This window comes from Pseudoalteromonas qingdaonensis (assembly GCF_038739665.1).
Classification (GTDB): domain Bacteria; phylum Pseudomonadota; class Gammaproteobacteria; order Enterobacterales; family Alteromonadaceae; genus Pseudoalteromonas; species Pseudoalteromonas qingdaonensis.
Genome location: NZ_JBCGCU010000006.1, coordinates 41,300 through 66,291 on the forward strand (window position 1 = coordinate 41,300; position 24,992 = coordinate 66,291).

The window sequence follows — 24,992 nt, forward strand, 5'->3', positions numbered from 1 at the left end:
AGATTACCAACCGGTTTTCTCTTTAAGCGCTTTACCGATATCAGCAAGTGAACGTACAGTTTTTACGCCAGCTGCTTCAAGGGCTGCGAACTTCTCGTCAGCAGTACCTTTACCACCGGCGATGATGGCACCAGCGTGGCCCATACGCTTACCCGGAGGAGCAGTAACACCAGCGATGTAAGATACAACTGGCTTAGTGACGTTTTCTTTGATGTAAGCCGCCGCTTCTTCTTCAGCTGTACCGCCGATCTCACCGATCATTACGATAGCTTCAGTTTGCGGATCTTTCTCGAACATCTCTAGTACGTCGATGAAGTTAGTACCAGGAATTGGGTCACCACCGATACCTACACAGGTAGACTGACCGAAGCCAGCGTCAGTAGTTTGCTTAACCGCTTCGTAAGTAAGAGTACCAGAACGAGATACGATACCTACTTTACCAGGCTTGTGGATGTGACCAGGCATGATACCGATCTTAGTTTCACCCGGAGTGATAACACCTGGGCAGTTAGGACCGATCATACGAACGCCAGTTTCATCAAGCTTAACTTTAACGTCAACCATGTCTAGCGTTGGAATACCTTCAGTGATACAAACGATAAGCTCGATGCCTGCATCGATAGCTTCAAGGATTGCATCTTTACAGAAAGGTGCTGGTACGTAGATTACTGATGCAGTTGCACCAGTTGCTTCTACTGCGTCACGTACTGTGTTGAACACAGGTAGACCAAGGTGAGTTTGACCGCCTTTACCAGGTGATACACCACCTACCATCTGCGTGCCGTACTCAAGAGCTTGCTCAGAGTGGAAAGTACCCTGACCACCAGTGAAACCTTGGCAGATTACTTTAGTGTCTTTATTAATTAGTACAGACATTATTTGCCCTCCGCAGCAGCAACAACTTTTTCAGCAGCGTCTGTTAGAGATTCTGCAGCAATGATGTCTAGACCTGAGTTCGCAAGAACGTCACGACCTAGTTCAGCATTAGTACCTTCAAGACGTACAACTACAGGAACGTTTACGCCAACTTCTTTAACAGCACCAATGATGCCTTCTGCGATCATGTCACAACGTACGATACCGCCGAAGATGTTAACTAGAACAGCTTTAACGTTGTCGTCAGAAAGGATGATCTTAAACGCTTCAGCTACACGCTCTTTAGTCGCGCCGCCACCAACGTCTAGGAAGTTAGCTGGCTTACCGCCGTGTAGGTTTACGATGTCCATAGTACCCATTGCTAGGCCTGCACCGTTAACCATACAACCTACGTTACCATCTAGTGCAACATAGTTAAGTTCCCACTGTGCAGCGTGAGCTTCACGCTCGTCTTCTTGTGAAGGATCGTGCATAGCGCGGATTTTAGGCTGACGGTATAACGCGTTACCATCAACACCGATTTTACCGTCTAGACAGTGAAGGTTACCTTCTTCTGTGATTACTAGAGGGTTGATTTCAAGTAGAGCGAAATCGAAATCGTTGAACATGTTCGCAAGACCCATGAAGATCTTAACGAATTGCTTCATTTGTGTTGGGTTAAGACCCAATTTGAAGCCTAGTTCACGAGCTTGGTAAGCTTGAGGACCTACTAGTGGATCGATCTCAGCTTTGTGAATTAGTTCAGGCGTTTCTTCTGCAACTTGTTCAATTTCAACACCGCCTTCAGTTGACGCCATGAAAACAACTTTGCGTGAAGCGCGGTCGACAACAGCACCAAGGTAGAGTTCGTTAGCAATGTCTGTGCAGCTTTCAACAAGGATCTTAGCAACTGGCTGACCGTTTTCGTCAGTTTGGTAAGTTACTAGGTTCTTACCTAACCAGTTTTGAGCGAAGTCTTTGATCTCTTGTTTGCTGTCTGCTAGTTTTACACCGCCCGCTTTACCACGGCCACCGGCGTGAACCTGACATTTAACAACCCACTTGTCACCACCGATTTTATCGGCAGCTTCAGCAGCTTCTTGAGGCGTGTCACATGCATAGCCTTCAGAAACTGGTAAACCATATTCGGCAAAAAGTTGTTTTGCCTGATACTCATGCAAATTCATGATGCTTTATCCAATTTTTTATACTAAAAGAGCTGAATAAATATGCAATTTATTCAACCATCCCAAATTGCGCACCTAGTATAGATCCCATGGCTATGCTTGAAAACCCTAGTAAGACTAAAGGTGGCAAAAAAAAAGCTGCGGCAAGAGCCACAGCTTAATTTATATTCAATTTAGACGATTATACGTCTAATAGAAGACGCGTAGGATCTTCTAACATCTCTTTGATGGTTACCAAGAAGCCTACTGACTCTTTACCATCGATTTGACGGTGGTCATACGATAGTGCTAGGTACATCATAGGTAGGATTTCTACCTTACCGTTAACCGCCATAGGACGGTCTTGGATCTTGTGCATGCCTAGGATTGAAGACTGCGGCAAGTTGATGATAGGCGTAGAAAGTAGTGAACCGAATACACCACCGTTAGTGATGGTGAAGTTACCACCTGTCATATCTTCAACAGTTAGTTTGCCATCGCGGCCTTTGATCGCAAGCTCTTTGATGCCTTTTTCGATTTCAGCAAGAGACAGCTTGTCACAGTCACGAAGAACAGGAGTCACTAGACCACGCGGAGTAGATACCGCGATGCTGATGTCGAAGTAGTTGTGGTAAACGATATCATCGCCGTCGATTGACGCGTTTACTTCTGGGAAGCGCTTAAGTGCTTCAACCACTGCTTTCACGTAGAAAGACATGAAACCTAGACGCGTACCGTGACGCTTCTCGAATACTTCTTGGTATTGCTTACGAAGATCCATGATTGGCTTCATGTTTACTTCGTTGAAGGTAGTCAACATAGCAGTTGAGTTCTTCGCTTCAAGTAGACGGTTAGCAATGGTCTTACGTAGACGTGTCATAGGAACACGTTTTTGCGTACGGTTACCAACAGGAGCAGGTGTCGCAGCTGCAGCAGTTTCTTGCTTAGCTGACGCGCTCTTGATGAAGGCATCAACGTCTTCTTTAGTTACACGACCGTTTTTACCAGAACCCTTGATTTGCGAAGCATCTAGGCCTTTTTCAGCAATTAGGCGACGTACAGAAGGCGTTAGCGCATCGGCAGCGCTGTCGTCACTTGACGCTTCAGCAGCAGGAGCAGCGGCAGCTGGAGCAGCACCGGCTGTGGCGCCAGCGATTAGCTTACCAATGACTTGTTCACCAAGTACGGTGTCGCCTTCGCCGTGGATGTGCTCACCCATTACGCCATCTTCAGGTGCTACCACCTCAAGAACAACCTTATCAGTTTCGATATCAACCAGGTTTTGGTCGCGGCTTACCGCTTCACCAGGTTGTACGTGCCATGTAGCGATTGTTGCATCAGCAACAGATTCTGGAAGTACAGGAACTTTAATATCCACTTCTTTACCTTCTTGTGCGCCAGCTGCAGCTGGAGCGGCTTTGTCTTCAGATGGAGCTGGTGCAGCACCAGCGTCAGCGGCATCAGCTTCACCGATAATAGCAATAACCTGCTCGGCTAAAACTGTTGCACCTTCTTGTTCTTTGATTTCAGTGATCACACCGTCAGCAGGTGCAACAACTTCTAAAACAACCTTGTCGGTTTCGATGTCAACCAGGTTTTGATCGCGACTTACTTTGTCGCCAACACTCACGTGCCACGTTGCGACCGAAGCGTCAGCAACTGACTCAGGAAGAACAGGAACCTTGATTTCTGTGGTCATCTCTTATCCCTTATTTTTTAATGGTAAGCGCGTCAGCGACTAACGCTTGTTGTTCTTTAGTATGTACGGCCATATAACCACATGCAGGTGCTGCAGAGGCTTGACGACCTGCGTATGTTAGGTTGGCACCCTGTGGAATTGAATTCCAGAAGTTGTGCTGCGAGCAATACCAAGCGCCTTGGTTTTGCGGCTCTTCCTGACACCATACAAAGTCTTTCACATGGCTGTAACGCTCAACAATGTCCGCCATTTCCTGATGTGGGAATGGGTATAATTGCTCAACGCGCACAATAGCAATGTTGTCTAGTTCTTGCTTGCGACGCTCTTGCAGTAGTTCGTAATAAACCTTACCGCTACAGAAAATCACACGCTCAACTTTCTTCGCATCGATATCATCAATCTCGTCGATCATATTGTGGAATACGCCTTCAGAAAGCTCTTCCAGAGACGATACCGCAAGTGGGTGACGTAGCAATGATTTCGGCGTCATTACGATAAGCGGACGGCGAAGAGGACGTACCGCCTGACGACGTAGCATGGCGTAAACCTGTGCTGGAGTCGAAGGCACACATACCTGCATATTGTGATCCGCACACAGCTGAAGGAAACGCTCAAGACGTGCCGAGCTGTGCTCTGGGCCCTGACCTTCATAGCCGTGTGGTAGCAAACAAGTTAGACCGCATAGACGGCCCCACTTTTGCTCACCCGAGCTTAGGAATTGGTCGAATACAACCTGGGCACCGTTGGCGAAATCGCCAAATTGCGCTTCCCACATAACCAGAGAAGTTGGCTCTGCCGTGGCATAACCGTATTCGAATGCCAGTACCGCTTCTTCAGAAAGGACTGAGTCATATACTTCAAACTTACCTTGCGCTTCGCTGATATGCTGTAGCGGCAAGTAAGTTGAGGCGTCAGTCTGGTTGTGTACAACCGCGTGACGGTGGAAGAAGGTACCACGGCCTGAATCCTGACCCGTTAGGCGGATGTCCGTGCCCTCTTCTACCAGGGTGGCGTAAGCAAGTGTTTCTGCCATACCCCAGTCCAGTAACTTGTCACCGGCAGCCATGGCTTTACGGTCGTCGTAAATTTTCTTAACGCGCGACTGAGCCTTATGGCTTTCAGGGTAAGACGCTACCTTGTTGCCAAGCTCTTTAAGCTTTTCAACAGATACGCTGGCATCGTATTGGGTATCCCAATCGTGACCTACGAACTTAGACCACTCTGAAGAGTGCTTAGTCTCTGGCTCGATTTCTTCAACCACACAGTGACCATCATCAAGACCAGCACGGTAAGTATCGATCAGGTCTTTGATTTCAGCTTCTGTAAACAGACCTTCAGAAATCAACTGCTGAGCGTAGATTTCACGTGGTACCGCGTGCTTTTTGATCTTTTGATACATCAACGGCTGGGTTGCATTTGGCTCGTCGGCTTCGTTGTGACCGTGACGACGGTAACAAACAAGGTCGATAACCACATCGCGCTTAAACTGATTACGGAAATCAAGGGCGATTTGGGTAACCATGGCAACCGCTTCTGGGTCGTCCGAATTCACGTGGAAAATCGGCGCCTGAACCATTTTAGCTATGTCGGTACAGTAATCTGTAGAACGTACGTCATCCTTGTTCGAGGTGGTAAAACCAACCTGGTTGTTAACAACGATACGTACGCTACCACCTACCTTAAAGGCGTTGGTTTGCGACATATTGAAGGTTTCTTGCACCACGCCCTGACCGGCGATCGCCGAGTCACCGTGAATGGTGATAGGCAGTGCTTTAGAGCCGCTTTCACAGTCTAGACGGTCTAGACGAGCGCGAACCGAGCCCATAACTACCGGGTTAACGATTTCCAGGTGCGACGGGTTAAATGCAAGTGCCATATGAACACTGCCGCCAGCGGTTGCGAAATCAGACGAATAACCCATGTGGTACTTAACGTCACCCGAGCCCAGCGTGTCATCGTGCTTACCGGCAAACTCATCGAACAAGGCCGACGGGTTTTTACCCAGTACATTCACAAGCACGTTTAGACGACCACGGTGGGCCATACCGATAACCGCTTCCTGTTGACCGCTTTCACCGGCACGGTGAATAAGCTCTTTCAACATAGGTACCAGCGCGTCACCACCTTCAAGTGAGAAACGCTTAGCGCCTGGGAACTTCGCACCCAAGTACTTTTCTAGACCATCGGCAGCAATCAGACCTTTAAGGATACGCTTTTTAGTGGCGCTATCGAATTGCGGGCGAGCCTGCACCGATTCTAAACGCTGTTGTAACCAACGTTTTTCTTCAGTCGATGTGATGTGCATGTATTCAGCACCAATAGAACCACAATAAGTAGTCTTAAGTGCTTGATAAAGTTCACCCAGTTTCATCATTTCACCGCCTGCGGCGAATGAACCTACATAAAACTCAGTGTCAAAATCTTCTTTGGAAAGGCCGTGGAATTCTAAGTCTAAATCGCGTACGCGTTCACGCTGCCATAGACCCAGGGGGTCAAGGTTCGCGTTTTGATGACCACGGAAACGAAAAGCATTGATAAGTTGCAGAACTTTGATCTGTTTCGGGTCAGCTTGACCCCCTTCTGCAAGAATTACTTCTCGGTGTTTATTTTTTGCCAGTTCGGCGAATTCGGCTCTAACTTGTGAATGTTTGGTTTCTACATCCACGCCTTCCACTTTTGGAAGTTGTTCGAACACTACACGCCATTCTTCTGGCACTGAAGTCACATCATCAAGATATGCTTCATAAAGCTCCTCAACATAAGCAACGTTGCCGCCGTATAGATGAGAAGACTCTAGCCATGCCTTCATCACACCATCGTGCATTTATAAGCCCTTTTATCTAGCGCAGATTTACATTGTCTAGCCTACTCAATGATTGAGTAAGTGATCGAAGAATGGCCAGACAGATGTCCAGCCATTCTTTGCGTTATTATGCCCTTAAACTGAACGATTAAGAAGCATTGATTTGATTTGACCAATCGCTTTAGTCGGATTCAAGCCTTTCGGGCACACGTTGACACAGTTCATGATATTGTGACAACGGAATACGCTAAATGCGTCGTCCAAATCGGCCAAGCGTTCTTCGGTTGCCGTATCACGGCTGTCCGCTAGGAAGCGGTAAGCGTGTAGCAAGCCCGCAGGGCCAATAAATTTGTCTGGGTTCCACCAGAAACTCGGACAAGAAGTCGAACAACAGGCACACAAGATACACTCGTATAGGCCGTCAAGCTTATCACGCTCTTCGATTGATTGAAGGCGCTCGCCTGCTGCCGGCGTGTCATTGATTAGGTACGGCTTCACTTTCTCGTATTGGGTATAGAACTGAGTCATATCAATAACGAGGTCGCGCACTACAGGTAGACCTGGAAGTGGACGAATAACTACCTTACCCTTGCCGTTTTTCTGCAATGCAGAAATAGGCGTGATACATGCAAGGCCGTTTTTGCCGTTCATGTTTACACCGTCAGAACCACATACACCTTCACGGCAAGAGCGGCGGAATGCCAGGCTTGGGTCTTGTTCTTTTAATAGAATCAAGGCATCAAGCACCATCATATCGCGGCCTTCTTCCACCTCTAGGGTGTAGTCTTGCATGCGCGGTGCGTTATCCACATCTGGATTGTAACGATAAACAGATAATTCTAAAGTTGCCATCGTCATCTCTCCTAGTAAGTACGAGCTTTAGGTGGGAACGCTTCACGCAGCTTAGGCGCGTAGTTCACGTCACGTTTTGACATCTGCTCTGTCTCAGGGTTGTAAACACTATGACATAGCCAGTTATCATCATCACGCTCAGGGAAGTCAAAGCGTGAGTGCGCACCACGGCTCTCGGTACGGAAGTTAGCAGCAACAGCCGTCGAGTAAGCAGTTTCCATCAGGTTGTCTAGTTCTAGACATTCGATACGCTGGGTATTGAAGTCGCTTGATTTGTCATCAAGACGAGCGAACTGTAGACGCTCACGGATTTCTTTAAGCTCTTTAAGACCAGTGGCCATAGCATCGCCTTCACGGAATACCGAGAAGTTAAGCTGCATGCACTGCTGTAGGTCTTTCTTAATTTGAACTGGGTCTTCACCTTGACCAGGCTTAGATGTTTCCCAACGGTTAAAGCGTGCAAGTGCACCATCGATGTTGTCAGTTGAAGCATCACGCTGCGCTTGGTAATCATTTAGGTAAGTACCTAGGAAGTTACCCGCTGCACGGCCGAATACTACAAGGTCAAGAAGTGAGTTACCGCCTAGACGGTTGGCACCGTGTACAGATACACAGGCAATCTCACCTACCGCGAATAGACCTTCTACCAGCTTTTCGTTACCAGCATCATCAATGTTCAGAACCTGACCATTAACGTTAGTCGGTACACCACCCATCATATAGTGACAGGTTGGGATTACTGGAATTGGCTCTTTCGCAGGGTCAACGTGGGCGAATGTTTTCGCCAGATCACATACGCCAGGAAGACGTAGGTTAAGGGTTTCTTCACCTAGGTGGTCTAGCTTAAGTTTGATGTGAGGACCCCAAGGACCTTCACAGCCACGACCTTCACGGATCTCAGTCATCATTGAACGAGCAACAACGTCACGTGATGCCAAGTCTTTAGCATTTGGCGCATAACGCTCCATGAAACGCTCGCCGTCTTTGTTTAGAAGGTAACCACCTTCACCACGACAACCTTCCGTTACCAGTACACCGGCACCGGCGATACCGGTTGGGTGGAACTGCCACATTTCCATGTCTTGCATTGAAACGCCGGCACGCGTTGCCATACCAACACCGTCACCTGTGTTGATGTGCGCGTTGGTAGTTGAGGCGAAGATACGACCTGCGCCACCTGTTGCAAGCACAACGGCTTTAGACTTGAAGTAAACCACTTCACCGGTTTCGATGTCGATTGCTGTACAACCCACAACGGCACCGTCGTCGTTCTTAACTAGGTCTAGTGCATACCACTCAGAATATACGTTTGTTTTGTTCTTAACGTTCTGCTGGTATAGGCAGTGAAGAAGCGCGTGACCTGTACGGTCGGCTGCAGCCGCTGTACGCGCAGCTTGCTCACCACCAAAATTCTTCGACTGACCGCCGAAAGGACGCTGATAAACACGGCCATTTTCAAAACGTGAAAACGGAAGACCCATGTTTTCTAGCTCGGTAATAGCTTCCGGGCCTGTTTTACACATGTATTCGATAGCGTCTTGGTCACCGATATAATCAGAACCTTTAACGGTATCGTACATGTGCCATTCCCAGTTATCCTCGTGCGAGTTACCTAGCGCAACTGTGATACCACCCTGCGCAGATACAGTATGAGAACGAGTTGGGAAAACTTTAGAAATAAGAGCACAAGACTTGCCCGATTCGGTGATAGCCAGTGCTGCACGCATACCTGCGCCGCCTGCACCAATTACTACCGCATCAAATTCGCGAACTGAATATTTCACTTAAACACCCCATAGAACGAATAGGCCGATTACTACGTAAGTAAGCGCCATAAGGTTTAGTACGAAGCCAAGAAACGCACGTAGTTGAGCGTTCTTTACGTAGTCAGTCAGTACCTGCCAAAGGCCGATACGTGCATGCACCATGATGCAAGTCAGTGCCACAAGCGTGAACACTTTCATTGCTAGGTTGCCGAAAAGGCCTGACCATGCTTCATAGGTTAGTGCTGGAGTGCAAAGCAGATAACCAATAATAAAGAGTGCGTATGCACTGATAACCAGCGCCGTTGCGCGAAGAGATACGAAATCCTGAACGCCATTGCGCTTAAGAGATGCTTGATTTAAGACCATAGCCAAACTCCCGCTAAAACAGCAACAATTACCCACAACACAAAACCAGCTTTTGCAGTCGCGTTAGCTGAGTCTAATTCTTTCCACGGACCCAAATCTTGGATTAAGTGGCGTACACCTGCGATGAAGTGATACGAAAGAACGGTGAGGGTACCCCAGGCGATAAATTTGGCAACAAACCCGGTTAACAGGCTTTTGACAAATTCAAATCCTTCCGGAGAAGATAAAGACTCAGCCCATGCCCAAATCACAAAGGTCAAGGCAAAGAACATTGCTACACCGGTGACGCGGTGAAGAATTGAAGCTTTGGCCGTTGCTGGCATAGAGATGGTCGTTAGATCGAGATTTACAGGTCTTTGCTTTTTCACAGTTACTTGCCCATCTTGCTCACATTGAAAAATAGAGCCATCTACATTGTTTTTATAACCATTTATGCATCACTGCATAAATGCGCTCACAGAAATAAACCGCAGACATGCGAAAAATTCATCTTAGGTGTTCGACTTTAAAGCGAATTTCCACTGATTTGTCATAATCGGTTTACTCAAAGACGTTACGGTATTGAACCTCAGACAGTATATAAGTCTGAAGAGGATATTACAATTCTTGTTTAGTCTCGCAGGTTTGCGAATTAGCCATTGGTATAATATTTAATCTGCGAGGAATATTTATTATACGAATATGCATTAAAATTGACTTTCTACCCCTCTTGTACGTTAGAATGATCGTAATTTGCTTAACATTAGTATCACGTATAACAGCATCAGCTTGTTATTCTTATTAGGAGATAAATAGATGGCAGATAAGAAAGCCACAGTTCATATCGATGGACACGACCCTATCGAGCTTCCAATTTATGAAGGCACAGCGGGTCAAGACGTTATCGACGTTCGTACCTTGGGTTCTCACGGTTACTTCACTTACGACCCAGGTTTTATGTCGACTGGCTCTTGTGACTCATCTATCACCTACATCGACGGTGCGAAAGGTATTTTATTACACCGCGGTTACCCAATTGATCAGCTTGCTGAGAGCTCAAACTACGTAGAACTGTGCTACTTGCTTTTGAACGGTGAACTACCATCAGAAGCAGAGCTTGAGAAATTCTCAAACTCAATTACCTTAAGTACTATGGTTCACGAAAAAGTGGCAGCTTTTTTCCAAGGCTTCCGCGTTGATGCGCACCCAATGGCCATGTTGTGTGGCGTGGTTGGTGCTATGTCTTCTTTCTATCACCAGGACCTGGACATTGCCGACCCAATTCAGCGTAAACGCAGTGCCATCCGCCTGGTAGCCAAGCTGCCTACAATCGCAGCAATGGCTTATAAATACACCATAGGTCAGCCTTTCGTTTACCCACGTAACGACTTGAGCTACGCAGAAAACTTCCTACACATGATGTTCTCTGTGCCGTCGGAAGAATACAAGGTAAGCCCAGTTTTAGCTAAAGCTATGGACCGTATCTTCATGCTTCACGCGGACCACGAGCAGAACGCATCAACTTCTACCGTTCGTATTGCTGGTTCATCAGGCGCTAACCCATACGCTTGTATCGCAGCGGGTATCGCATCGCTTTGGGGCCCCGCGCACGGTGGTGCTAACGAAGCGTGTCTGAACATGCTGCAACAAATAGGCTCTGTAGATAATATCGATGAGTATATTGCACGTGCCAAAGATAAGAACGACCCATTCCGTCTAATGGGCTTCGGTCACCGTGTTTATAAAAACTTCGATCCACGTGCGACTGTAATGCGTGAAACCTGTCACGAAGTGTTGAAAGAGCTAAACATTCAAGATCCACTACTAGACGTAGCTATGCGCCTAGAGCAAATCGCTTTGGAAGACCCCTACTTCGTTGAGAAGAAACTCTACCCGAACGTAGACTTCTACTCAGGTATCATTCTTAAAGCAATCGGTATTCCTACCAGCATGTTCACAGTGATCTTTGCTATGGCCCGTACCGTAGGTTGGATCTCACACTGGGATGAAATGCTATCTCAGCCTGGTCACAAGATCAGCCGCCCACGTCAGCTTTATAAAGGCGCGACCAAGCGTGATTATGTAAGCCCGGCAGAGCGCTCATAATCTAGCGTGATTATTAATATAGGCCAGCTTTATGCTGGCCTTTTTATTTGCCATTTGTAGGCAACTCTCTACAATAGCCGCCATTGTTTTAGCGCCACCTTCTTATTCCAAGCCAATATGTTCGATATCGATGCCATTCGTGGCGACTTCCCCGCTCTTATTCACCATCAACAGCAGGAAGTTGTCTATCTCGATTCTGCCGCCACCAGTCAAAAACCCCAGTGTGTGATAGATGCAATCTGTGATTTTTATAAAAATGGCAACGCAAATGTACATCGCGGCGCCCATAGGCTCAGTCAACTTGCTACAAAAAGCTACGAAGAGGCACGCGAAAAGGCAGCAAAGTTTATCAATTGCCAGGCTAAAGAGCTGGTTTGGACAAAGGGCGCAACCGAGGCCATCAACCTTGTGGCCTATGGTCTGACTCATCTGTTGGGCAAAAATGATGTGATTTTAATAAGCGAGCTTGAACACCACGCTAACATAGTGCCCTGGCAGCAATTAGCCAAACGCAGCGGTGCTAGCTTGCGTGCTATCCCGGTGGACAGTGACGGGATAATACATACCGAGCAGGCTCTGGCGCTAATTGAAGAGCAAAAACCTAAGGTCTTGGCTATCAGCCATGCCTCTAATGCCCTTGGTAATATTCAACCTGTGCAAACACTTATCAAGGCAGCTAAGGCACATAACGCCTTTACCTTGGTCGATGGCGCCCAATCTCTGCTGCACTTGCGCCCGGATGTAAAAGCCCTCGACTGTGATTTCTTTGTGTTTTCCGCCCATAAATGTCTTGGCCCTACCGGCCTGGGTGCCCTTTATGGCCGTTATCAGTGCCTGGAAGCTCTGGATGTCTTTCAAACTGGGGGCGAGATGGTGACCAAGGTAAGCATAAAGCAAACGCAATTTAACCCGCCGCCAAGCAAGTTTGAAACCGGCACGCCAAATATCGCCGGTGTGCTGGGTTTTAGTGCTGCCATCGACTACCTTAATGGCCTTGAGAGTGCGCAGCTAAGAGAGCATGAGTTGCAGTTGTTTACCTATCTATGTGAGCAATTGGCGCAATTCTCTGAGGTACGTATCCTTGGTGATATGGATAACAACATAGGCACCATAAGTTTTGTGGTCGGCGGTGAACATCCTTATGATTTAGCGACCTTGATGGATATGGAAGGCATAGCCCTGCGCCACGGTCATCATTGTGCGCAACCGCTTATGTCGGCGCTTGGAGTGAACGGCACGGTGCGGGTAAGCCTGGCGTTTTATAATAACAAGGCGGATGTCGACGCCTTTATTACGGCACTTACCAATACCTTGGAGATGATGGCCTGATGGTTGAGAATTTCAATGAATTAAAACAGCAGTTTATCGCCTTGGGTAGCTGGCAACAACGTTATCGTGAGTTGATGTTACTGGGTAAAACCCTGCCCGTGATGGCCAATGAGCTCAAGGTGGATGAAGCTAAAGTCGCTGGCTGCGAAAGCAATGTATGGATGTATATAGATTTCACCCCGCAAGAAGATCAGCTGCTGATCATTGCCGACTCGGACACCCGTATCGTTAAGGGGTTACTGGCGGTGATCTTGCTTATGTACCGAGACAAGACGCCAGCTCAAATCCTGGCTATTGATGCGGAAAAGGAATTTGATGAGCTAGGCTTACTAAAACACCTAAGCCCATCAAGAGGCAATGGCATACGCGCTATCGTGCAGCAAATTAACGCTTTTGCCGAGCAGCATCTTTAGGGTCTGTTGACCTTTGTTGTTCGTTTCTGCAGCAGTTTGTAGTGTATTTATACAAGGCGGCACATGTGTGGTGTAGTTATTCTACATAAGCATGTAACAACACAGTAGAAATGCGCTACAAACGCTGCCCTGCGGGTTCATCTAAACGCATCCTGCTCTGTGTTACTCGCTATGAACATAGGCGAGCAAGACCGAAGCAATGCTTCGCAGCTTAGCGAGGTGAGCGCATGGATGCGCGATGTAACCAAGCTTCATGGATGAATTTGACCACATAAATTAGTGATTATATTCATCAGAATGCGTTTAGATTGAACATAAAGTAAACCTCAAAGATAAACAGACCCTCGATACTCGGCCTTTTAGTTACGGCTTCTGCAGGCGAGCGCGCTTATCAAGGTATTTGCGCACCGCTTTGGCGGCGGCAAAAAAGCCGAAGGTGCCTGTGACCATGGTTGCCGAGCCAAAACCGGTCGCACAGTCCATATTCATGCTTGAGTCCGCTCCCTGCTTGGCCTTACATACCTGGCCGTGACCATCGGGGTAAACCAGCTGCTCCGTTGAGTAGATACAATCCACATCAAACTTACGCTTGGGGTTGGAGCTAAAGTTATATTGTTTACGCAGGATATAGCGCACCTTGGCCAATAAAGGGTCGTGGGTGGTTTTGGCCACATCACCAAATTTTATCTCGCTCGGATCTGTCTGCCCACCGGCGCCACCTGTGGTAATAATGGGGATCTTGTTGCGCTTACAATGGGCTATCAGCGCCGCCTTTTCTTTTACCGCGTCTATGGCATCAATCACATAATCAAAACCTTGAATATGTTCACGGTAATTATCCAGGGTGATAAAGTCATCGATAACATTGACTTGAATATCTGGGTTGATCAGCTCGCAACGGGCCTTCATGGCATCGACTTTGGCCTCACCCACACTGTTGCGATGGGCGTGAATTTGCCGATTGGTGTTAGTCACACAAATATCGTCCAAGTCGATAAGGGTCAATTTGCCCACGCCGGTGCGCGCCAGGGCTTCAGCCACCCAGCTACCCACGCCACCTATGCCAATGACGCAAAAGTGCGCTTCACTTAACCATTGTAATTGTTGCTGACCATAAAGGCGGCCAATGCCACCAAACCTGAGTTCGTAATCTTGCGTCATGTATCTACCATTCTAATTGCCACGGCTGCTCTGCGAATTCGCGGGTAAGTGCACTCATATACTTGCCCAATTCACCCTCGCTCGATGGCACAGAGAACTGAAAATTCTGTTGTTGATATTCAAATTGTAAGGCATAAGCATGCAAATAGGTGCGATCCGATCCCTGCCCGCCATAGAGCTTATCGCCAATAATGGGCGCCGAAAGCGATTTCATCGCCACCCTGAGTTGATGGGTTTTACCACTGTAAGGTTTAAGCACAAAGCCGCGCACCTTAGGTGCCAAAGAGTAGGAATAAAACCGGGTAATAGCCGGGTTTTCCTGGCTTTTAAGTAGCTTAAAGGCACCGCGTCGCGCCTTGACCATATCACCCTTTACCCAGCCCTGCTTTTTCTTGGGCTTCTCACTGGCCAAAGCAAGATAGAATTTATTGACTCGGCGCTCGGAAAAAAGCGTTGTAAAACGTGCGGCTGCCTCCGAGCTTGTTGGCAACAATACCAGGCCGGAGGTCACCTTATCGAGGCGATGCACAGGAAACAGCTGCAGCCCAAATTGCTCAGCGGCCAAGGCTACCAAGCCTGGGGTGTCATCTTCTGTGTGAAAATTCATCCCCGCAGGCTTGTTGACGACAATAAAGTCGCGCTCTTGGGCGACCAGTTGCAATTGGCTCATTGTAAGGTCGCAATCACACGCGCTAAGTCTTCCGGGGTATCGACACCCGCCGCCGGCACCACTTCGGCCTCGGCAATTTTAATGATGTAGCCATGATACAAGACTCTAAGCTGCTCTAAAGACTCCAGCTTTTCCATGGGCGACGGCGTCAATTCAATGTACTTAGAAATAAAACCGGCGCGGTACGCATAAATACCAATGTGGCGTTGCATATGGCTGAAGTCCAGCGCACATTGCTGCGCCAGCAAGGCATCGCGATGATATGGAATGGGTGCACGGGAGAAGTACAAGGCATTATTGCTGGTGTTGCTGACCACCTTAACCGCATTAGGGTTTAATGCTTCTTCAGCGTCAATGATGGGCGTTGACAGGGTCGCCATGGGCGCATCATTGCCATCAAGCAGTCGCGCCACTTGCGACACATTTTCTGGCGCCAACAGCGGCTCATCGCCTTGTACGTTAACGACCAGGGTGTCATCACTCAAGCCCAGCTTGGTAACGACTTCTGCCAAACGCTCGGTACCGGATTGATGGTCTTCACGGGTCATCACCACCTCGGCGCCAAAGGCTAAGCAGGCTTGCTCAACCTCCGGGTGATCGGTGGCTATATACACGGCACTGGCACCCGATGCCTGAGCACGTTCATAAACATGTTGGATCATCGGCTTACCGCAGATATCGGCAAGCGGCTTGGCCGGAAGCCGAGTGGAAGCATAGCGAGCTGGAATTATTACTACGAATTCCACTTCTCTACCTCATCGCTGCTCAACTCCCTGGCTTCGTTCTCAAGCAATACAGGGATGTCATCACGCACCGGGTAAGCCAATTTAGCAGCCGTGCTGATCAGCTCCTGGTTTTCTTTATCATAATGCAACTTGCCCTTGGTTACCGGACAAGCAATGATTTCTAACAACTTGGTATCAAACGCCATGTTAAATGACCCCTTTACGTTTAAGTAGGCTTTGCAGTTGCTGCTCTAGGACTTGATTAGCCTTGGCATCAACGCGTAAATAATAACATTGCCCATGGGCAATGGCGCGACATTTTACCGCGTCCTTCTCGGTCATATAGACCGCACTGTGAGTGGGCAAATCCTCAGCTTGGTATTGATGATGGTCGCGAAAATGACGTTTCTCGGTAAGCTCAACACCTAGCTGCGTCAAACTGCGCTCAAAGCGCTGCGGATTACCTATGGCGCTGACAGCCACACCCGATGTGAAAGGCGGCTCGATACCAGTATCATCGGCAACACTGAACATACCGCTAGGTTGCAGCCGATAAGCAGCATCGTGAGGCCCAGCTTCACCATTGTAAATAACCAAATCGACTGTGTTTAATCGCCACTGTCCTTCGCGCAGCGGTCCAGCAGGCATCAGCAGGCCGTTACCAAAACGGCGCTCGGCGTCGACTATGCACAGCTCTATATCTCGCCCTAAGGCGTAATGTTGCAAACCATCGTCGCTGATAATGACATCAATCTGATGCTCGGACATCAATTTTTCAATGCTGGCGCGGCGGTCGCCACCTATCACCACAGGGCACCCGGTGCGCTGCGCCAATAGCACAGGCTCATCGCCGCCGGTTTTAGTGTCGCACTGGCCATCGACCATAAAAGGAGTATAGGGAGGCTCGGCGCCATAGCCGCGAGAGATGATCCCTACTCGCTTGCCCTGCTGTTTTAGCAGCTCGGCCAGAAACAGGGTCATGGGCGTTTTACCATTGCCGCCCACACTGATATTACCGACCACTAGCACGGGGACCGGAGCACGATAGGCTTTTTTAATCTTAAGACTAAATAACAAGCGATTAAATGCACTTAGCAACCAAAACAAGGTACTCAAAGGCAGCATAACGAACGCCAGCCAGTCGCCTTTGCGGTACCAGGCACGCTCTAAGCGCTGGGCAAATCCTTGAGGCTCGTTAGTCGATTGGTGCTCCAATCCTGCCATTAATTCTCGCCCTGCTGCATTTTGGCCAGCGCCGCATAGGTGCCATTCTGAGTAAGTAACTCTTGATGCGTACCCTGCTCGATTATACGCCCCTTATCAAGCACATAGATACAGTCAACCTGCTCTATGGTAGATAAGCGATGGGCAATAATAATGGCGGTTTTATCACGCATCAGCGATTCCAGGGCATTTTGGATCAGCTTTTCCGACTCGGTATCGAGCGCCGAGGTGGCCTCATCGAGAATAAGAATAGGCGCATCTTTAACTATGGCGCGGGCTATGGCGATACGTTGACGCTGACCACCTGAAAGCATGACTCCATCTTCTCCAACCAGAGTATTTAACCCAAGTGGCAAGTCCTTTACAAATTCCCATACATGGGCCTTTTTCGCAACATCCATCAGCGCCTCGTCACTCAGTGGCGTTTCCAGACCATACATAATGTTGTTGGCTATGGTGTCATTAAAGAGTACCACCTGTTGAGACACTATAGCGAATTGTTGGCGCAAGCTGCGTAGCTTGTAATCACACAGGGGGATGCCATCGAGCGTGATGGCCGAACTTGGCTCAACATCATAGAAACGTGGCAACAGGCTCGACAAGGTGGATTTACCCGAGCCCGAGCGCCCCACCAGCGCAATATTGGTACCAGGTTTAAGGTCCAGATTAAGGTTTGTGATAACCGGATCTAGGCTATTTGGATAAGCAAAAGACAAGTCCTTAATTTCGATATGCCCCTTTGCCTTGGCTATCTCCAAGGTACCATTGTCTTTTTCAATCTCGGTATCGAGCACAGCAAAAATACTTTGCGCTGCGGCAATACCACGCTGCAATTCACTGTTCACGTTGGAAAGCTGTTTAAGCGGGCGCAGCATTAACATCATGGACGAAATAAGGGTAACAAAGGTGCCCGAGGTAATGCTGTCAATCATTCCCGGCATGGAAATCAACACCAGGATCACCGCCATGGATGAAGCTGCCAGAATCTGAATAACCGACACACTCAGTGCCTTGGTGGCATCCATTTTCACCCGTTGCAAACGGTTAATATTATTCACGCGGCCAAAGCGTTCGGTTTCTTGCTGCTGGCCGTTAAAGCCGTGGATCACCTTATGCCCGGCAAGCATCTGCTCTGAGCAACGAGTTACATCACCCATAGCATTTTGAATATTGCGGGAAATTTTACGAAAGCGCTTTGACACCACAGCGACTATTACCGCCACTATAGGGGTGATCACCAAAAAGATAAGGCTTAGCTTCCAACTGGCGTTAAACATCACCATTAGCAGGAAAACCACATAAGCTCCTTCTCGTACCAGTACCAGAAGCGCCTTGGTAATGGCCTGCTGCACCTGCTCGGTATCAAAGGTTATTTTAGAGATCAATTCACCATTAGAATGATTATCGTGGAAGCTCACCGGCAGGTTAAGCATGTGCACAAACAAATCCTGGCGCAACGAGCGCACTACCTGAGAGCCCACATAGGCTAAACAATAGCTGGATAAGAAGTTAAAGGTACCACGGCCGATCACCAGAGCTATTACCACATAGGGCGCCCAACTTAGTACAGTGTTATTGCGCTCGGTAAGGCCTTCGTCGATAAAGGGCTGCATCAACCACACAAAGGTGGCATCCATGGCGGAATAACCAAGCATACCGATAATGGCGACAATGGCCGCAGACTTATAACTCTTAACGTAGCCTAAAAGGCGCTTATAGGTGTGGGTGGCGCTATGTTGCATAAGACTCTCAAATTCACGCATTAGCGGCTATTGTAGCTTTGCGCGGCGAAAAACAAAACTTAATCGGTGATAAACCAATAGTTTTTCTGCTCTTTTGCCGCCTCTACCTGTATTTTATCGCGATAAAACTGAAGCCTAATTCCTCCTTGAGTTTTAGTTTGCCATTGCCTTGCTCCCGCCAGTTGATATCTTGCCACCACATCAGGATGAGGCATTTGCCAATTGCTACGGGCGCTACTTGAATGGATCACCTCATTTGGTTTTAGGGCATTAATAAAGGCCAGGCTTGAAGAAGTACGGCTGCCATGATGGGGGCTTACCAAGACATCCACCTGAGGCAGAGCCTTTAATGTCAGAAGTTCAGCTTCCTCTGCGGCGCTGATATCACCGGTTAATAACACCCTATAGTTACCATCTGAAATAAGTAGCACACAGGAGTTGGCATTATCATTACTGCCTATGTGCTTAGGCCACAGTGGCGTTAACTTAAAACCATGCCAATTAAAGGCTTGTTGGTTACAGGTTCGCATGCCACCGGGATGAAACTGCGCTAAGGTGTGCCCATGGCCTGCACTGCGCCAAAACTTCAAGCCGCCAGCATGGTCGTTATCCCAATGAGAGATAAGGGTCAGCTCAGGGCTTAGCTTTTCGCTTTGTATAAATGGCAATAAGGTATTATCGACTATGGAATATTGACCAAAATAGCTGGCGCCTAGGTCATATACCAGGGCATGCTCCCCTCGCCTAAGCACTATGCTCAGACCATGGCCGACATCCAGCACATCCAGTTGCCAGCTCGGTGCCTGTACCCGCTCAATTAAAGTAAAAGTGCTCAGCAGTATTAGGGTATATAAGGCAGGCCACCAGGTACGAAGCAGCAACATGGCTAAAATAGCAAGATAACAAGCCAGCACCATAACCACATGTAACTGAGTAGCTATTAACTCAGAGCCAGGTAAATCAGAGCCAGTCAGCCAAAACTGGCTGCTTAAAGGCAGTAAGTAAGCAATTCCAGCTCCGGCATAAGAGTCGAAAAGCGCTAACCCAGACACCAACCAAGGTGCAAAACCACTTAGCGCACTGACTATTAACAGTGGCAGCAAAATAAAGCTCACCAAGGGCACAAACAACAAATTAAACAGCGCCGCAGACCAGGAAAAGCCACCAAATATCAAAAAACTCAGGGGCGCCAAGCCCACACATAAACTCATCTGCACCCAGAGGTAGCGCACCAACCAATGGCGCCCAGTGCTAAGCCTAAGGGCAACAAAAATAACCGCCACCGCAAAGAAGGAAAACCACATACCCACATCTAAAAGCGCAAAAGGATTTATCACCAGCACCAAGGTTAAGGCCAGCAATAAACTAGGGCCGAGTCGATAGTGTAAGCGACTGAAATATAAGGCCACGAACAAGGCCAGCATGAGCCAGGCGCGCTGAGCACTAATAGGCAGCTGGCACAGCAGCACAAATAGCGCACACAAGAATAAGGCCATAAGCGCAACAAGACCATTGATACTTTGGGCTTGGCGAAAAACACTCGAAAAGCAGCGCCCTAGCACCAAAAGAAGCAGCTTAATTGCATAAAAACAAAAGCCGTAGAGCAGCGCTATATGCAAGCCGGATATAGCCAGCAGGTGAATGGTGCCGGTATCACGAAACAATTGCTTATGTTGCTCAGGTATAGCACCTCTATCGGCACTCAATAACGCCTTATATACGCCATAAAGCTGATAATCACGCAGATTTTCATCGAGCCAATGGCGGTAATGCTGAGCAAAGGTTACTTGCGCCTCGCCAAAATCCAGGGTCGCCGGTTTTGAACCCTGCAGATGCGGCCCATGCAAAAAGCCGTAAATACGCGCATCGCGCACGGAAAAATTAACCCGCCACTTTTTAATCCGCACTCGGGTGTATGCTTTGACGGTAGCGCCTGGAGACAGGCTGATATCAGTAGTCAGCGGTAAGTTAATAATAACCCGCTGATAAAAAGGTACTTTATATTCGTCAATGCGATTCAATTTTAGCGTGGCGAATTGGCTGCTTGGTAATGTACTGAGCGCTACAACCTGTCCTTCTATATGCCTAACGCTATTATTAATTTCGGGTCCATGCCAATGATAAAACAGCTGAAAATAGGCTAAGGTATAAAGGAGAGCGAACAGGCAAGCTCGAGTCTGGCCGATAAAATAACCAGTTACTGTTCGAATAACTAGCAATATGGCTATTATTGTAAAAAGTACTAGCAGTGACGGGGTGAAAAGTGACAGAATACAGCCGAAAGAAAACCCACTGCACAGCGCAATAGATGTACAGGGCCCCATCCGATGGCGAAGAAAACCATTCAACGGTTCTTACCCGATCATAATAAGATCAAGCAGCTTAAATCGCTTCGTATTTTTGGGCGGCTATTACACGATGCTAATCTCTGGCATCTAAATAGACGTTCGGCGCGCGGCGCCTTTTCCGTTGGCTTATTTTTCGCGTTCATTCCAGTTCCCTTTCAAATGATTTTAGCCGCGGCCGTTGCTATTCCTCTGCGCGTTAATTTGCCGCTTTCCATCGCTTTGGTGTGGATCACTAACCCCTTAACCATGCCGCCGATTTTCTACTGCTCCTATGTTGTAGGGACTTGGATCCTCGGTCACCCGCAGCAGGAATTTTACTTTGAACCCAGTTGGCAATGGCTTAGTGACAGCCTGACAAGCATAGGCCCGGCCTTCTTACTCGGCTCTGCGGTTTGTGGCTCCTTGGCAGCACTGATAGGGTTTATTTTAGTCGACTATTTGTGGTGCCGCGGTGTTAAAAAGGCCTGGGAGTCGCGCAAATAACCCAAGGCGCTATTTGCAGATATAAAAAAACCGCCATTAGGCGGTTTTTTTAGCACACTTAAAATTAAAGAATATCAAGTAGTTCGATATCAAAAATAAGTGTTGAGTAAGGAGCTATAGCAGCACCGGCACCGCGCTCACCATAGGCAAGGTCGTGCGGGATGTATAGACGCCACTTTGAACCTGTAGGCATCATTTGTAATGCTTCGGTCCAACCTTTAATTACGCCACCAACTGGGAATTCAGCAGGTTGACCACGCTCGTATGAGCTGTCAAATACAGTGCCGTTTACCAGCGTACCGTGGTAATGAGTGCGTACTGTAGACTCAGCTGTTGGCTTCTCACCAGAGCCAGCTTCGATAACTTCGAACTGTAGGCCAGACTCAGTTACCGTTACTTCAGCGCGCTTAGCGTTTTCAGCAAGGAAAGATTCGCCCTCAGCGGCAAGTACTTTCGCTTCTTCTTCACGACGGGCTTGAATTTCAGCATTGATTTTTTCGAATGCAGCTTGAATCTCAGGGATCTCAACTTGGAAGCTCTCACCTGTGTAAGCATCTTTCATGCCTTCGAATACTGAGTTCAGGTTAAGACCTTCGAAAGGGTTTGCTTTAAGTTGCTCGCCCATTTGCAGACCAATACCATAGCTGGCTTTATCCGCATGAGTAGTAAATTTATCAGACATAAAATCGTCCATCTTTTTGAAAATATAAAATTCGCGCACAGGGTAACATACTCAAAGCGCAACGTCAGGCTTAGGCCTAAAAACCGCGGTGATCGCTATTTGTTTGCCGATATATTGGCCATTTTCTTAGCCATAAACGGCCAAGCCCAGGTAAAGACTAATAAGGAGACAATTAAATAAGCCCACAGCCAATAGGGCATATCAATAAACCAGGGCCATAAAAGAACGCCACAGCCGATCACGCCCAAGCAACCTACCAATAAGGCGCATAAGGTGGAAAGTTGTGTTTCATACTTAACGATCAGATGTGCAACCAAGGCGTTGAAAACGGCAAAACTTGCCAATTGCGCGAGCATAGTCAGTTGTGCATCAACAAGTAACTTGTTGACCACATCCAATCCCACGGCATAAAAAAAGGCTAACGCCAGCCAAAAGAAAACACGCATTGGTGCTGCCACTGTATTCACTCCATAAGTTTAGAATTGGAAAAGCTATCACAAAAAAACCGCCAATTTAGACGGTATTTAAGATCGCGCATACTAAAGACTCAGAAAAGCAAAGTAAAGCCAGGTTCAACACTGTGACCCTGGCCTAGTAATACTGTTTTGGGCGCTTAGCGATAAGTGCACACACAACGCAGCCTACAAGGGCTAGCAGGGCAAAAAACACGCTTTGAAAAATAAGCTCACCACGTTGTTGTTTAGCGGCGGGAATGATAAGTAAGGTTAAAGCCGGCAGCACGCTGACAAACAATATGTAGGCGGTGACTTTAAGGGCGCGTAGAAAGTCATAACGTTTACTGTAGAGCATCCAGCTCGATACCAAGATGACCACGCACATAGCGGCAAGGGTAATATACAAAGGGGCTTTAGTGGCCATGGCCACATAGGTGGTCAGCATAGCGCCTATTACTCCCCAAAATGACCATAATCCCCAACGCTCTTTTTCTCTTAAGAATAAGTTACCCATTGACTCTTATCTTCTTATTATTTTGTTAGTGATAATTTTGTACAATTCTTAGCCTAACAAAAAATACAGGTTTAAAAAACCACACAAAGTGATTAATTAAGCAAAAAAGCAGTCTAAATGAATCAAGATTAATCTAAGATGACGGCGCCCCAATCGGACGATTAAATGCGCCGTTTTAGGTCAGATCAGATACCGTAAGAAAAAAAGTCAGCCACCTGATGACGGCGCTTTTTCGGGCAGTCCAAAGTAGGCGTGCCCAGATATAAATAGCCGATTATTTCGTCCTCGCTGCTCAGTCCCAGTTCGCTCTTAACCATGGGCGATTGGGCAAAAGCACCGGTTCGCCAAATACTCGACAGACCCTGAGCGAAAGCCGCCTGTTGCATGGCAAAAGTGGCGCATGATGCACTGGCAATTTGCTCCACCCTTGGCACCTTGTCATGTGGGGTGTATTTCATAATACAGACGATCACCATGGGCGCTCTGTCCACTAAACTGGCTGCACGCTCTATAGCACGCTCGCCCATGTCTTCGGCTAGTGCAGCCTTGGCAAAGATGCTGCCAAGCGCGTCGCGCTTTTCATCTTCTAAAACAATAAACTGCCAAGGAGCAAGGTTGGCATGATCCGGCACTCTCAGTGCCGCTTGTTGAATAAGCTCCATCTGCTGTGGTGTTGGACCTGGATAAGATAATTGGCTATCGGATTGGCGATTTAATAACAGCTGGGTTGCATTCATTATGAAGGATTCTTTCTATTAAGTACTTGGGCCTAAGGCTACCATAGTCGCCCCAGGCTGATAAGGGAAAAGCCGCCTAAGCAAGTATTATGTGCGCCTGCGTCGCGGCGCCAAATAATAGTCCAAACTCACATAACGGCCGCCGCCGACAAAAAACAGGGATAACAACATAACAAAATAAATGGCGGCAAACTCAATGCCACTATTGAGGATCACAATATTACCGCGCTCATAGAGGTATTCGGGCTGACCATTCGCTGCCACCAGCACCTTGATGGTTTCCAAGCGTACTTTGGCTGCATTTGAATTCTCCAGGCTTTCTTTCGCACCATCGATGCCAACCCAATTAAGCACTCGCGCCGGGCTTGTTTGCGTATCCGTTGGCGTAATGGCAAACCAGCCGTTATCCCAATGCACCGTTGTGGCCGCCACCACCATAGTGATCATCAAGGGAATGGCCACCAAACGCGTAAACAAGCCGATAAGCAATAACCAACCTCCGGCAAATTCGGCCCAACCGGCTAATAAGGCAAGCACATCGGCAAAGGGTAAACCTAAACCCCAATCGCTGTTGCCAAACCAGGCCACTACATTCGAGTCTGCCAGCAGACGTTGTGACCAAGGCAAGTCACCATTGCCCAAATTTAATTTACTGTATCCGGCGATGATCATCACAGGTGCCAAAATTAAGCGCATTAACAAGGGCGCTAAGCCATCGAAAGACTCAAATAATCTAGGTGAGGAAACACGAGAAGTGGGAGGAACTCGGGTGTTCATAAAGCGGCCTTGTCTATCGGTTAACATCTATTGATATAGCACAAAGACCCGCATTCCCCTGCTTTTAGAACAAAAAATATTTAAGACATAAAAAATGCCGCAACTAGGCGGCATTGATAAAAAAGCTGTGTAAGCGGGTA

Annotated in this window: 24 protein-coding genes; 4 read left to right on the top strand and 20 right to left on the bottom strand. The window is 47.9% G+C overall.

Features of this window, described 5'->3' with window-relative positions:
- Positions 1 to 3: 3 nt before the first annotated feature.
- From sucD to sdhC, 8 genes are all read right to left on the bottom strand, one after another.
- A complete protein-coding gene (sucD, locus tag WCN91_RS07060) occupies positions 4 to 876 on the bottom strand; it encodes a succinate--CoA ligase subunit alpha (RefSeq protein WP_342677630.1) in 873 nt (290 codons plus the stop codon).
- A complete protein-coding gene (gene sucC / locus WCN91_RS07065) occupies positions 876 to 2,042 on the bottom strand; it encodes an ADP-forming succinate--CoA ligase subunit beta (RefSeq protein ID WP_105199039.1) in 1,167 nt (388 codons plus the stop codon). Before sucC ends, sucD begins: the two co-directional genes overlap by 1 nt.
- 181 nt (positions 2,043 to 2,223) lie before the next feature.
- Positions 2,224 to 3,720 (bottom strand): 2-oxoglutarate dehydrogenase complex dihydrolipoyllysine-residue succinyltransferase, encoded by a 1,497-nt coding sequence (gene odhB, locus WCN91_RS07070; RefSeq protein ID WP_342677633.1) that lies wholly within the window; start codon positions 3,718 to 3,720, stop codon positions 2,224 to 2,226.
- Positions 3,721 to 3,730: 10 nt separating this feature from the next.
- Positions 3,731 to 6,544, bottom strand: coding sequence for a 2-oxoglutarate dehydrogenase E1 component (locus WCN91_RS07075; RefSeq protein ID WP_342677635.1), 2,814 nt, complete (start codon positions 6,542 to 6,544; stop codon positions 3,731 to 3,733).
- A gap of 114 nt (positions 6,545 to 6,658) precedes the next feature.
- Positions 6,659 to 7,375 (bottom strand): succinate dehydrogenase iron-sulfur subunit, encoded by a 717-nt coding sequence (locus tag WCN91_RS07080; protein ID WP_105189709.1) that lies wholly within the window; start codon positions 7,373 to 7,375, stop codon positions 6,659 to 6,661.
- An 11-nt stretch (positions 7,376 to 7,386) separates the two neighbouring features.
- Positions 7,387 to 9,159 carry a succinate dehydrogenase flavoprotein subunit gene (gene sdhA / locus WCN91_RS07085; RefSeq protein ID WP_342677638.1) on the bottom strand — a complete coding sequence of 591 codons (1,773 nt, stop codon included), beginning with the start codon at positions 9,157 to 9,159 and terminating at the stop codon, positions 7,387 to 7,389.
- A complete protein-coding gene (sdhD, locus tag WCN91_RS07090) occupies positions 9,160 to 9,507 on the bottom strand; it encodes a succinate dehydrogenase, hydrophobic membrane anchor protein (protein ID WP_105189707.1) in 348 nt (115 codons plus the stop codon).
- Positions 9,498 to 9,875 carry a succinate dehydrogenase, cytochrome b556 subunit gene (sdhC, locus tag WCN91_RS07095; RefSeq protein WP_105254189.1) on the bottom strand — a complete coding sequence of 126 codons (378 nt, stop codon included), beginning with the start codon at positions 9,873 to 9,875 and terminating at the stop codon, positions 9,498 to 9,500. The genes sdhD and sdhC overlap by 10 nt, the downstream gene beginning before the upstream one ends.
- 427 nt (positions 9,876 to 10,302) lie before the next feature.
- Between sdhC and WCN91_RS07100 the strand changes: the two genes are divergently transcribed.
- The 3 genes from WCN91_RS07100 (at position 10,303) to WCN91_RS07110 (ending at position 13,334) form a co-directional block, all read left to right on the top strand.
- Positions 10,303 to 11,592 carry a citrate synthase gene (locus tag WCN91_RS07100; RefSeq protein ID WP_342677640.1) on the top strand — a complete coding sequence of 430 codons (1,290 nt, stop codon included), beginning with the start codon at positions 10,303 to 10,305 and terminating at the stop codon, positions 11,590 to 11,592.
- A gap of 117 nt (positions 11,593 to 11,709) precedes the next feature.
- Entirely contained in the window at positions 11,710 to 12,921 is a 1,212-nt protein-coding gene (locus WCN91_RS07105) for an aminotransferase class V-fold PLP-dependent enzyme (protein ID WP_342677642.1), read from the top strand.
- Complete coding sequence (locus WCN91_RS07110) at positions 12,921 to 13,334, top strand: SufE family protein (protein WP_342677644.1); 414 nt, start codon at positions 12,921 to 12,923, stop codon at positions 13,332 to 13,334. The genes WCN91_RS07105 and WCN91_RS07110 overlap by 1 nt, the downstream gene beginning before the upstream one ends.
- Before the next feature lie 363 nt (positions 13,335 to 13,697).
- Here WCN91_RS07110 and tcdA read toward each other — a convergent pair whose 3' ends face one another.
- The 7 genes from tcdA to WCN91_RS07145 are packed head-to-tail and all read right to left on the bottom strand — an operon-like array spanning position 13,698 to position 20,877.
- Positions 13,698 to 14,495, bottom strand: a complete 798-nt coding sequence (gene tcdA, locus WCN91_RS07115; RefSeq protein ID WP_342677646.1) for a tRNA cyclic N6-threonylcarbamoyladenosine(37) synthase TcdA — start codon at positions 14,493 to 14,495, stop codon at positions 13,698 to 13,700.
- Positions 14,496 to 14,499: 4 nt separating this feature from the next.
- Positions 14,500 to 15,165 carry a TIGR01621 family pseudouridine synthase gene (locus WCN91_RS07120; protein ID WP_342677648.1) on the bottom strand — a complete coding sequence of 222 codons (666 nt, stop codon included), beginning with the start codon at positions 15,163 to 15,165 and terminating at the stop codon, positions 14,500 to 14,502.
- A complete protein-coding gene (kdsB, locus tag WCN91_RS07125) occupies positions 15,162 to 15,911 on the bottom strand; it encodes a 3-deoxy-manno-octulosonate cytidylyltransferase (protein WP_342677650.1) in 750 nt (249 codons plus the stop codon). The genes WCN91_RS07120 and kdsB overlap by 4 nt, the downstream gene beginning before the upstream one ends.
- On the bottom strand, positions 15,899 to 16,096 hold the full coding sequence (locus WCN91_RS07130) for a Trm112 family protein (protein ID WP_342677652.1): 198 nt from the start codon (positions 16,094 to 16,096) through the stop codon (positions 15,899 to 15,901). The genes kdsB and WCN91_RS07130 overlap by 13 nt, the downstream gene beginning before the upstream one ends.
- Position 16,097: 1 nt before the next feature.
- Positions 16,098 to 17,114 carry a tetraacyldisaccharide 4'-kinase gene (lpxK, locus tag WCN91_RS07135; protein WP_342677654.1) on the bottom strand — a complete coding sequence of 339 codons (1,017 nt, stop codon included), beginning with the start codon at positions 17,112 to 17,114 and terminating at the stop codon, positions 16,098 to 16,100.
- Complete coding sequence (gene msbA, locus WCN91_RS07140; RefSeq protein ID WP_342677656.1) at positions 17,114 to 18,856, bottom strand: lipid A export permease/ATP-binding protein MsbA; 1,743 nt, start codon at positions 18,854 to 18,856, stop codon at positions 17,114 to 17,116. The genes lpxK and msbA overlap by 1 nt, the downstream gene beginning before the upstream one ends.
- 59 nt (positions 18,857 to 18,915) lie before the next feature.
- On the bottom strand, positions 18,916 to 20,877 hold the full coding sequence (locus WCN91_RS07145; RefSeq protein WP_342677658.1) for a DNA internalization-related competence protein ComEC/Rec2: 1,962 nt from the start codon (positions 20,875 to 20,877) through the stop codon (positions 18,916 to 18,918).
- Between the two features lie 306 nt (positions 20,878 to 21,183).
- On the opposite strand from WCN91_RS07145, the gene WCN91_RS07150 reads away from it, so the two are divergent.
- Complete coding sequence (locus WCN91_RS07150; protein ID WP_342677660.1) at positions 21,184 to 21,687, top strand: DUF2062 domain-containing protein; 504 nt, start codon at positions 21,184 to 21,186, stop codon at positions 21,685 to 21,687.
- Positions 21,688 to 21,751: 64 nt separating this feature from the next.
- Here WCN91_RS07150 and bamJ read toward each other — a convergent pair whose 3' ends face one another.
- From bamJ to WCN91_RS07175, 5 genes are all read right to left on the bottom strand, one after another.
- Positions 21,752 to 22,369, bottom strand: coding sequence for a BamJ family beta-barrel-assembly machinery protein (gene bamJ / locus WCN91_RS07155; RefSeq protein WP_342677661.1), 618 nt, complete (start codon positions 22,367 to 22,369; stop codon positions 21,752 to 21,754).
- Between the two features lie 95 nt (positions 22,370 to 22,464).
- On the bottom strand, positions 22,465 to 22,827 hold the full coding sequence (locus tag WCN91_RS07160) for a hypothetical protein (RefSeq protein ID WP_342677663.1): 363 nt from the start codon (positions 22,825 to 22,827) through the stop codon (positions 22,465 to 22,467).
- A gap of 133 nt (positions 22,828 to 22,960) precedes the next feature.
- Positions 22,961 to 23,338, bottom strand: a complete 378-nt coding sequence (locus WCN91_RS07165) for a hypothetical protein (protein ID WP_342677665.1) — start codon at positions 23,336 to 23,338, stop codon at positions 22,961 to 22,963.
- Between the two features lie 185 nt (positions 23,339 to 23,523).
- Positions 23,524 to 24,075: an NAD(P)H nitroreductase gene (locus WCN91_RS07170; protein ID WP_342677667.1), complete on the bottom strand. Its 552-nt coding sequence runs from the start codon at positions 24,073 to 24,075 to the stop codon at positions 23,524 to 23,526.
- Between the two features lie 87 nt (positions 24,076 to 24,162).
- Positions 24,163 to 24,852: an HvfX family Cu-binding RiPP maturation protein gene (locus WCN91_RS07175; RefSeq protein WP_342677843.1), complete on the bottom strand. Its 690-nt coding sequence runs from the start codon at positions 24,850 to 24,852 to the stop codon at positions 24,163 to 24,165.
- Positions 24,853 to 24,992: the final 140 nt, after the last annotated feature.

Coding starts and splice junctions, on each gene's coding strand:
- WCN91_RS07105 (WP_342677642.1), top strand. CDS start 11,710: ATGTTCGATATCGATGCCATTCGTGGCGACTTCCCCGCTCTTATTCAC.
- WCN91_RS07120 (WP_342677648.1), bottom strand. CDS start 15,165: ATGAGCCAATTGCAACTGGTCGCCCAAGAGCGCGACTTTATTGTCGTC.
- WCN91_RS07080 (WP_105189709.1), bottom strand. CDS start 7,375: ATGGCAACTTTAGAATTATCTGTTTATCGTTACAATCCAGATGTGGAT.
- WCN91_RS07100 (WP_342677640.1), top strand. CDS start 10,303: ATGGCAGATAAGAAAGCCACAGTTCATATCGATGGACACGACCCTATC.
- lpxK (WP_342677654.1), bottom strand. CDS start 17,114: ATGGCAGGATTGGAGCACCAATCGACTAACGAGCCTCAAGGATTTGCC.
- msbA (WP_342677656.1), bottom strand. CDS start 18,856: ATGCAACATAGCGCCACCCACACCTATAAGCGCCTTTTAGGCTACGTT.
- WCN91_RS07175 (WP_342677843.1), bottom strand. CDS start 24,852: ATGAACACCCGAGTTCCTCCCACTTCTCGTGTTTCCTCACCTAGATTA.
- WCN91_RS07130 (WP_342677652.1), bottom strand. CDS start 16,096: ATGGCGTTTGATACCAAGTTGTTAGAAATCATTGCTTGTCCGGTAACC.
- bamJ (WP_342677661.1), bottom strand. CDS start 22,369: ATGTCTGATAAATTTACTACTCATGCGGATAAAGCCAGCTATGGTATT.
- odhB (WP_342677633.1), bottom strand. CDS start 3,720: ATGACCACAGAAATCAAGGTTCCTGTTCTTCCTGAGTCAGTTGCTGAC.
- sucD (WP_342677630.1), bottom strand. CDS start 876: ATGTCTGTACTAATTAATAAAGACACTAAAGTAATCTGCCAAGGTTTC.
- sdhD (WP_105189707.1), bottom strand. CDS start 9,507: ATGGTCTTAAATCAAGCATCTCTTAAGCGCAATGGCGTTCAGGATTTC.
- sucC (WP_105199039.1), bottom strand. CDS start 2,042: ATGAATTTGCATGAGTATCAGGCAAAACAACTTTTTGCCGAATATGGT.
- WCN91_RS07150 (WP_342677660.1), top strand. CDS start 21,184: ATGGCGAAGAAAACCATTCAACGGTTCTTACCCGATCATAATAAGATC.
- WCN91_RS07165 (WP_342677665.1), bottom strand. CDS start 23,338: ATGGGTAACTTATTCTTAAGAGAAAAAGAGCGTTGGGGATTATGGTCA.
- WCN91_RS07075 (WP_342677635.1), bottom strand. CDS start 6,544: ATGCACGATGGTGTGATGAAGGCATGGCTAGAGTCTTCTCATCTATAC.
- WCN91_RS07110 (WP_342677644.1), top strand. CDS start 12,921: ATGGTTGAGAATTTCAATGAATTAAAACAGCAGTTTATCGCCTTGGGT.
- tcdA (WP_342677646.1), bottom strand. CDS start 14,495: ATGACGCAAGATTACGAACTCAGGTTTGGTGGCATTGGCCGCCTTTAT.
- WCN91_RS07170 (WP_342677667.1), bottom strand. CDS start 24,075: ATGAATGCAACCCAGCTGTTATTAAATCGCCAATCCGATAGCCAATTA.